This is a genomic window from Bacteroides sp. AF29-11, assembly GCF_003602895.1.
In the GTDB taxonomy this organism is placed as follows: Bacteria; Bacteroidota; Bacteroidia; order Bacteroidales; family Bacteroidaceae; genus Bacteroides; species Bacteroides uniformis.
This window is the reverse complement of sequence record NZ_QTLY01000018.1, coordinates 1-5,602: the sequence shown is the minus strand read 5'-3', so window position 1 is coordinate 5,602 and position 5,602 is coordinate 1. Positions and strand designations below refer to the sequence as shown.

General features: G+C 39.6%; 7 protein-coding genes. 2 read left to right on the top strand and 5 right to left on the bottom strand.

What is annotated here, in order from left to right; all coding sequences use genetic code 11:
* Positions 1–186 precede the first annotated feature (186 nt).
* The 3 genes from DWZ03_RS19680 to DWZ03_RS19670 are packed head-to-tail and all read right to left on the bottom strand — an operon-like array spanning position 187 to position 1,184.
* Complete coding sequence (locus DWZ03_RS19680) at positions 187–585, bottom strand: hypothetical protein (RefSeq protein WP_005799260.1); 399 nt, start codon at positions 583–585, stop codon at positions 187–189.
* Positions 586–621: 36 nt separating this feature from the next.
* On the bottom strand, positions 622–942 hold the full coding sequence (locus DWZ03_RS19675) for a type II toxin-antitoxin system PemK/MazF family toxin (RefSeq protein ID WP_005799262.1): 321 nt from the start codon (positions 940–942) through the stop codon (positions 622–624).
* Positions 936–1,184, bottom strand: coding sequence for an AbrB/MazE/SpoVT family DNA-binding domain-containing protein (locus DWZ03_RS19670; protein ID WP_005812783.1), 249 nt, complete (start codon positions 1,182–1,184; stop codon positions 936–938). Before DWZ03_RS19670 ends, DWZ03_RS19675 begins: the two co-directional genes overlap by 7 nt.
* A gap of 405 nt (positions 1,185–1,589) precedes the next feature.
* On the opposite strand from DWZ03_RS19670, the gene DWZ03_RS19665 reads away from it, so the two are divergent.
* Positions 1,590–2,840: an NBU/pMV158-type mobilization protein gene (locus DWZ03_RS19665; protein WP_005799237.1), complete on the top strand. Its 1,251-nt coding sequence runs from the start codon at positions 1,590–1,592 to the stop codon at positions 2,838–2,840.
* 69 nt (positions 2,841–2,909) lie between these two features.
* Here the strand turns inward: DWZ03_RS19665 and DWZ03_RS20080 are convergent, their stop codons facing one another.
* Positions 2,910–3,680, bottom strand: a complete 771-nt coding sequence (locus DWZ03_RS20080) for a hypothetical protein (protein WP_005799241.1) — start codon at positions 3,678–3,680, stop codon at positions 2,910–2,912.
* A 91-nt stretch (positions 3,681–3,771) separates the two neighbouring features.
* Here DWZ03_RS20080 and DWZ03_RS19655 point away from each other — a divergent pair, with 91 nt between their 5' ends.
* Positions 3,772–4,233, top strand: coding sequence for a hypothetical protein (locus DWZ03_RS19655; protein WP_005812785.1), 462 nt, complete (start codon positions 3,772–3,774; stop codon positions 4,231–4,233).
* Between the two features lie 3 nt (positions 4,234–4,236).
* Here the strand turns inward: DWZ03_RS19655 and DWZ03_RS19650 are convergent, their stop codons facing one another.
* On the bottom strand, positions 4,237–5,286 hold the full coding sequence (locus DWZ03_RS19650) for a protein rep (protein WP_005799258.1): 1,050 nt from the start codon (positions 5,284–5,286) through the stop codon (positions 4,237–4,239).
* Positions 5,287–5,602 lie beyond the last annotated feature (316 nt).

The following is a 5,602-nucleotide window of genomic DNA, read 5'->3' as shown; positions in this document are numbered from 1 at the left end:
AAAAAAAACTATCTTTGCCGTACACAAAGACAACCCTTGCCGAGCGATACGGGAGAGTTGCAAAAAAAACACCGGAGTGAATTGACGGATATCCGACATCTCCGGTGGTATTTTTTTTCTTATCCCCCTCCCGTCCCCCAAAGGGGGAGCACACAAAGACAAACCCTGCCTTCACTCAATGGAGTGTTAAATAGTTGCATATGGGTCAAGTTCCTTAATCCGCTTACACAAAAAATCAAAGCGTTTCTTTGTAAGTGGTGTAAGCGTATCGAGATTATCTCCATCGAAATTCTCCCCAAAAATAAGGTCGTTCATTCCTATGCCGTGATTGTAGTTCTCACGCACACAGTTGCGCAGCGTCCAAAGGTTACGCAGGTTTACCCAGTCTGCTGTGCGGCTCTTTACCCTGCGGAACAAGATAACGGCAGTCCGCAAATAGTGCCCCACATGGTCGTAATCGTGCAAGACACGTTTGCCCAAATAGTAAATATCCAAATCTTGTTTTTCTCTGTCCTCGACTACTTGACAGAGGAAGAATGGAATATCCTTCAGGTTATCCCATTCGATGTAGTCAGTTGGTTTCATAATGTCTTATTTGCATTTTTCTTTCCGTACTTTCCATTATTCACAGAACATTTGCTGAAACACTTCACGTAACCTTTTTATCTCACTGAAATTCAAATCTCCAATCTTTCTTTTCAGCCGGCTTTTATCCACCGTGCGAATTTGATCAGTGGCTATCTCTCCTTCACGCCCGGCTACAGAACACAGAACCCGGTAAGGATAATTTCTTATCGTTGAGGTTATCGGAACAATGACTACTGTTGTAAGGTACATATTCAAATCTGAAGGAGTGACAACTACACATGGCCGTGTCTTTGCCATTTCACCCCCACGGGTAGGGTCTAACTCTACCCAATACACTTCATACTGTTCTACCATGTCCAATCCTCAAACTTTTCATCCTCAAACACATCAGGGATAAGCAACTCATCATCCCCATTCTCATGGGCACGTTTGGCAGCTTCCGCCCATCCCTGCCGTGGTTGTGCCTTTATCACAATATTGTTCCCGTCCAAAGAAATGCTCACAGCCGATTTCAAGGACAAACGCAACTGTTTCAATACTTCGGAAGGAAGTATTATCCCCTTGCTGTTTCCAATCTGAATAATATTCGTTACCATAATGTTATAACTTTATAATTGATTATCACGATACAAATATATGTAAAGTTATAACAATAACAAAAGGAAAAACAACTTTTTTCCATTTTCACCGAGAACCCTGTCAATGGCTGCACTCGTCGGGAGTGTTGGTGCACCCCCTTGCCGTGCAGCGCTCCCCGACCGATGATTTTTTATTGTGCCTTGTGTCCTTTTCCCTTTTGTCCGGCTTCTGTTCCCAAGCACATCCGGAACACATGGCAGAGCGCTTGCAAATCCCGTCCGGAAGGCTTACCTTTGCAAAAGGTTATAGCACACTATAACCCCTAAAGGGGTTGTGTGCGAGGGGTGTCCCCTCGACCCCGTGCGATGTGACGTTTCACGCCACATCTTCTAAACAGACATACACACCTAAAACCTAAAGATATGGCAAAGACATGTATCAGAGTGGAAGCCTGCAATATAGGCAGCTCGGAACGTCACAACTTAAGAAGCAAGGAGCTCGACTACATCCGTCCGGAACTCACACACCGCAACGAACAGTGGGTAGAATGTTCCATTGCCGAAGTACACCGGGACATAACGGAAAAATACAAGGAAGCCACCGGACAAGGATTACAGAAGAAAGCTACCCCAATCCGGGAAGGGGTAATAGTAATCAGCGAGGAAACCACAATCCAGCAGCTTCAAGACTTGGCCGAAAAACTGGAAGAACGCTTTGGAGTGCACGCCTTCCAAATCTACACCCATAAGGATGAAGGCGCAAACGTATGGGACGGAAAGGAAGAAGCATGGAAACCGAACTATCATGCGCACATGATCTTTGACTGGACGGACGGCCATACAGGAAAAACTGTAAAGCTGAACAGACACGACATGGCGGAGATGCAGACTATAACAGCAGAGTGTCTCAACATGGAACGTGGAGTTTCTTCAGACAAGAAACACTTGTCGGCCATGCAATACAAAAACAAAATGGAAACAGAGAAAGCTGAACAACTTCAAAAAGACATCGAGCAACTAAACAGGGCATACACTGCCGGAACCGAGAAAATCACCACAGTCCAAAAGGAACTTAGTACGGCACAAAAAGAGCTAAACAGCATGAAAACCGACATACACATCAACGAAGCCAAAGAAGCTGCCGCAAAAGCCGGAAAAACCGTATTTAATGCCGTTACAAGCGTCTTTAATGTAGGGGAAGTAAAACGACAAGCCAAAGAAATTGAAACCCTCAAAAAAGAAAATTATAACCTCTCATTCAAGAATCAAAATTTAGAAGGACAATTAAGAACCAACAACATCGAGATGCGAAGGGTACAGGAAACAACCGACAGACAGATAAAGGCAGAAGCATCCAAACTAAAACCCATAACCAACCTTTTTCCGGAAATGGAAAATGCACAGGAAAATATAGAGGAACTCCAAACTATGGGAATACAAAATAAAGATATCCGACAACTTCTTATTGGAAAGGAAATATACTACACTGGAAACCTTTACGATAAAGACAAGAGAAAATCATACCAAGTTAAAAACGTGAAAATAGATATCTCCAAAAGTCAGAATGGTATTACTACAATTTGGCTAAATAACATCCACTTTAAAAACTTTCTTAAAGAACTTTGGAATACACTACAAAAGACTTTAGATAACGGTAACTGGCTACACCGATAGAAAGACACTAAAAAGAATTGCACTTCTCTTTTTTGAGAAGTGCAATTCAAATTAAATCCCGTTCATTTTTTAACGACTAAAGGTGCAATTAGCTATAAAACCAAAAGAAGGAGTAGTACCTTTTCCTTTAAACTCCCATTTAAAACCTTGACCAGGTACATTTGCATCCCAATACGAAGTCCAAGTGAAAGTGTTACTCCATAACGGTCCAGTTCCACTAAAAGCAACACTTTCAGGTGTCGTTATATTATCATCCGGACTTGGTTTAGCATTAGGATTTAATACTTCAAAGAAATAATAATTATTCTGTATTGAAGCATTCAAATCAACTTGCATCTTTAAAGTACGACTGGAATCGTAAAAAACTCCGGTAGTGCTTTGAGAACCTCCATTAATACTCAAAGAAGGGAGAACAGCCCTCGTTTCCGTTACAACATCCCTAAATACTGAAAAATCAAAATTAGCATCCTCCTTCACCTTTTTAACCAAAGTCTTTCCATTTACAGAAAAAACAACATAAGCGGTATTAGGATTTGAAATAGCACTTGCCACTTGAGCATTTAAAACCTGCAGGTTATTCTTATATTTCTCAATACTCAAAGGACTAACTTTTTCTAAATCCTGCCAATCCGAACCTGTTACATAAGACAACGCCCTCGTTTTCTTATTCTCATTGAAATAGTATTCATTTGTAATCTCATTTACATCAACAAAACGAGATAAGACCTCCATATCAGATACAGAATCACTAACCACAGGTTCTATTACTTCATTATCATTACACGAACAAACACCCAAAACAGTCAGTAGACTGATGAACATAAACATTACTTTTTTCATAAATCCTCCTTTTTTAAAGTTAATAAATAAAGGTTTCGCCCAAAAATATAAAATTTCTCCTATTTTTGCATTGAATATTAAATATTTAACTATGAATAGAATAATACATATCTCTTTACTTATTTCAACAGTATCACTTTTTCTTATTTCAAACACCGGATGTGTTGAAAAACAAGGATACTACAACCATGGAGAAGAAAGCATAATCTCATTAATTTGTGATATTACATGGGCTGGTAAAAAAACAACAGACGAAAACGGCAGTGTCTGGCAAGGTACATACAAATTCAATAAAAACGGAACATATACCCGTACAAATATAGAAATCGACAAACAAGGAAATAAAAAAGAAGCCAATATCTACGGACAATGGTCATTCGGTGATCCAAGTTTCAGTACCATTTATTTTGGTGGAGAACATTACTGGGACATAGACGAGCTAACTAAAAACAAATTTTCCTTCTATGACAGAAGTGGAAAATTTGGCGATCCTTTCATGAATAGAGAATACATAGAACTCACACCATACCAAGAAAACAATACAACAAACTAACAACTACCCACTATTAGGAAAAATATCCTCATCTAAATAAATATCCTGCAAAAGTTCATCCTTCCGGGTGACCTTATAACAACACAATGCCTCCCCAGTTTCCATATTATACCAATCAGCCACCTTATCTTTCACAGACATATACCAAGTATAACAACCATCTTCAACATTCAATCCCTCAATATTAAGAACCAAATCCTCATCTCTAAAATCATTCAACGCTTCATCTCCGATCATGGTGCGGAACTGTCCGAAACTACTCATGCGCTGCATCCCATGCATGGCAGTATAAATCATATCCAAAGCCTTATAATTTATCTGAATCTTTTTTTTACCGTCACGACCTTTCGATTTTGAGACAGAAGCCTTTGAAGCGTACTTAAAAACCTCTATCGCTGCATTTTCAAAATCCTCTATCTTCTTATATTTCTGAAAACGGGCATCAGCAACCGTACTACCATGCAATTTCTTCCATTGGGCTACTACATATTTTGCAGCTTCCAATGAATCAACAATAATATGAAAATGATAATGGAACGAAAACAAATCCTTTTTTACTACATGATAGGTACACTCCTTCTTAATCACCCCCGAAATACCAAGTGAACGAAACTTGTGTTTCGTCCTTATACCATCAGCCCACATCCGGTTACATCTACGCATGAAATCTCGCAATACCCTTGCATCATCGGTTACACAATTTTGCAAGGTAAGCGTCACAAAATAAAACTCTCTGCCTTCCGAAGCCAAATACTTCATAACCGGAAGGAACTTCTTTACATTTTGTGCCGTTTGAATACGCTGACAAATAGGACAAAAAGCCCGATGACAATAATGGGAATGCGCCTTACCTCCCTGCACAGTATAAACATTTGAACACACATGGGCATCCATATATGCTTTCATCAGCTTACTATCCGGATTCTTTTCCGAAAGTTTTCGAGTAAAATTATGGGATATGATTTTTACTTTAGCCTTTTTTTTAAGACTATCAGAACCGTTTTTTAACGGACTTTCTTTGCAGTTGGTTATATTTGTTCTATCTTTGCACATATGAAATTTTGATGTGGCTTTCGTTTGGTATCCGCCCCGCCAAGAACGAACACAAACGATTGCTAATTCTTAAAATACAAAGCCCGTTGGTTACTGCCTTCGGGCTTTCGTTTTTTCTCAGCCCAAAAGTAGGTAATTCATTCCAAACCGCCAAACATCATTCAAAAAACCTACATATAACAAGTCAAAAAGCATTTACCACGAAACTTTCTAGTTTATCTAGTATGGGGGCTCGCCCCCATTCCCCCGGCTGCGCAATTCTGACACAAATACACTACTAAATCCACAACAGACAAAGATACTTCCGGAAAAAAAA

Bases quoted from the DNA above. Each gene is read 5' to 3' on its own strand.
- DWZ03_RS19680 (WP_005799260.1), bottom strand. From the start codon at position 585: ATGAAACCAACTGACTACATCGAATGGGATAACCTGAAGGATATTCCA.
- DWZ03_RS19675 (WP_005799262.1), bottom strand. From the start codon at position 942: ATGGTAGAACAGTATGAAGTGTATTGGGTAGAGTTAGACCCTACCCGT.
- DWZ03_RS19670 (WP_005812783.1), bottom strand. From the start codon at position 1,184: ATGGTAACGAATATTATTCAGATTGGAAACAGCAAGGGGATAATACTT.
- DWZ03_RS19665 (WP_005799237.1), top strand. From the start codon at position 1,590: ATGGCAAAGACATGTATCAGAGTGGAAGCCTGCAATATAGGCAGCTCG.
- DWZ03_RS20080 (WP_005799241.1), bottom strand. From the start codon at position 3,680: ATGAAAAAAGTAATGTTTATGTTCATCAGTCTACTGACTGTTTTGGGT.
- DWZ03_RS19655 (WP_005812785.1), top strand. From the start codon at position 3,772: ATGAATAGAATAATACATATCTCTTTACTTATTTCAACAGTATCACTT.
- DWZ03_RS19650 (WP_005799258.1), bottom strand. From the start codon at position 5,286: ATGTGCAAAGATAGAACAAATATAACCAACTGCAAAGAAAGTCCGTTA.